Source organism: Streptomyces sp. NPDC031274 (genome assembly GCF_055570235.1).
The window spans coordinates 1-1969 of the sequence record NZ_JBVIHP010000120.1 but is presented as its reverse complement, the minus strand read 5'-3'; the positions used below and the strand labels follow the sequence as shown (position 1 = coordinate 1969).

General features: G+C 67.3%; 2 protein-coding genes. One reads left to right on the top strand and one right to left on the bottom strand.

What is annotated here, in order from left to right; translation table 11 throughout:
• Positions 1-1323 (bottom strand): hypothetical protein (locus ACZ5CR_RS44085; RefSeq protein ID WP_468868976.1); only part of this gene is annotated, 1323 nt, incomplete at its 3' end.
• A gap of 282 nt (positions 1324-1605) precedes the next feature.
• Here ACZ5CR_RS44085 and ACZ5CR_RS44080 point away from each other — a divergent pair.
• The coding region (locus ACZ5CR_RS44080; protein WP_468868972.1) for a hypothetical protein at positions 1606-1969 on the top strand (364 nt) is incomplete at its 3' end.

The window sequence follows — 1969 nt, the reverse complement described above, 5'->3', positions numbered from 1 at the left end:
CATGGGCCTGATTTCGTCGTAGTCGATGAAGGTGAGCTGGAGACGGGCATCGTCGCCGTCCGGAATGATCAGCCCCAGCCCGGGGACTGGCATGCGCTCCTCGAGGCCAAATGGAGCGCGGTCCGTGGGGAGTTGCGGAGGCAAGTCGGCCACGGGCAGCAGGGCTTGGCGGCCGCCGCTGAGCCACGCGCCGACAGCTGCGATGCGGGGTCCGTCCCACATGGCTTCCTCTACCGACGCCCCGTACATGTGCATGAGCAAGGCGACGAGTCGAATGCTCGGCATCCAGCACCACGTCGGCCACTCACCGTGCTCGCGCGCACGCAGCTCCTCCAACTGCGGGAAGATTCCTGGGTACACCTGGTCGACCTCCGTCTCCAGGCGATGCCAGTGCTCGGCCGCCGTGCGGTATAGGCCGGCGACCTTGCGCATCCCTGGTTCCAGTTGTCCATCCCGCGCCGGGTCGAAGACGCCGTGCGAGGCCAGTTGTGGAGTGGGGGCCACGGAGCCGAGAGCACCCATCTCTCCGCCGCCATGTTCGGCTCGCAGTTGGGCGGAGCGTGCGGCAGCATTCGCGGTGATTGCGTCCAGCACCGTGTCCGCGGCGGCGGCTGTGGCGACCCGGACGCCGCGCTGCTTGGCCTTCTGCGCGGCCAGTGTGCGCCCGAGGGAAGGCTCGGGTCGCCGTTCGGTCACCTCCACGGCCTCGGTGGACAGGGCGTACCAGGCGGCGACGACCGTGCGCAGCGGAATCTGTGAGTACCGGTGCTCGGACGGTACGTCGATCCCCCACAAGCGGCCGTCGACGATCGGGGGGAGCGGCAGGTGCAGGTCGAAGTCCGGATAGATCGGGAGCCGACGGTCCGGGTTCGACGGTTCGATGGGCGGGATGGACCACCAGGCGAGGTGTACGCCGGGGGCGAATCCGTCCATGGGCGGGCCCCAAGTGACGACTGACATCGGCCAGCCGTTGGCCAAGTCGCCCATGGGCGTCTCGGTGACGAGCATTCCGGACGGCGCGGGCAACAGGTCCTCGGTGAACGGCAGTTGCAACTGGCGGTTCTGCCCCGCCGCTTTGGCTGCGTCCACCACCGTCGCGTCCACGGCGAACGTGGTCCCGCCGGCGATCCGGCGGTCCTCGGCCTTCAGCAGTTGCTGTATCTGCTGCGGCCTAGGCAGGGCACCCCACTGGGCCGGCATCGTGAACGTCTGGCCCTCGGAGAGCAGCATTGTCCACACTTCAACGGCCAGCGGGGAGCGGACAAAGTCGAGCGCCTTGGACCGCAGGGCAGCAGCGTGGTCGGCCAGTGGGTGCACAGTCATGATCGGACCCTAGCCCCGCCCCCAGCCACGAGTGCAAGTAGCTGGACACATACGGTAACTGCGCTCAGTGCACCTGTCGCAGGACGTCGGCCTCGCATCACCGACCACGGACATCAGGCTCCTCTTCAACCGTCTCTCCTGGTGGAAGAGGGCTGCCGGGTATCGGCTCGGTTGATAGCGTCGTTATTGGATCGCGTCAGTCCAGCACAGGGGGTAAGTGCAGTGAGTTTCGAAAGCCGGGCAAGCCTCGCTTCGCTCATGCCCCCGGGCATCGCTGAGCGAATGGGGCAGATGGAGTCGCTCGGCCACAAGGTCGTTCTGGCTTTTGTCGACGGTGACGGGGAGCAGATCGCCCGAACTGTCGACGAGATCGCCACATGGGACGATGCCCCCGGCCGGCTCCCGTATCCGGGATCTCGTTTCGATTTCGCTGTCAAGCAGGTCCTGGACACGGTCAACACCCTCTTCGACGTGTACGACGAGGTCGGCGGCGTCGATAACCCGGCTGTCGTGGCCGGGGCCCGCGGCCTCATCGAGCAGTACGCTCCCGCCCAGTTCCAGGAGCTCGCCCTTGAGCACTTCGCGGAGGTGCCGGGCGGCACAACGGACATGAACCTGGCTCGCGGCGGCAAGCCGTCCGACGAGG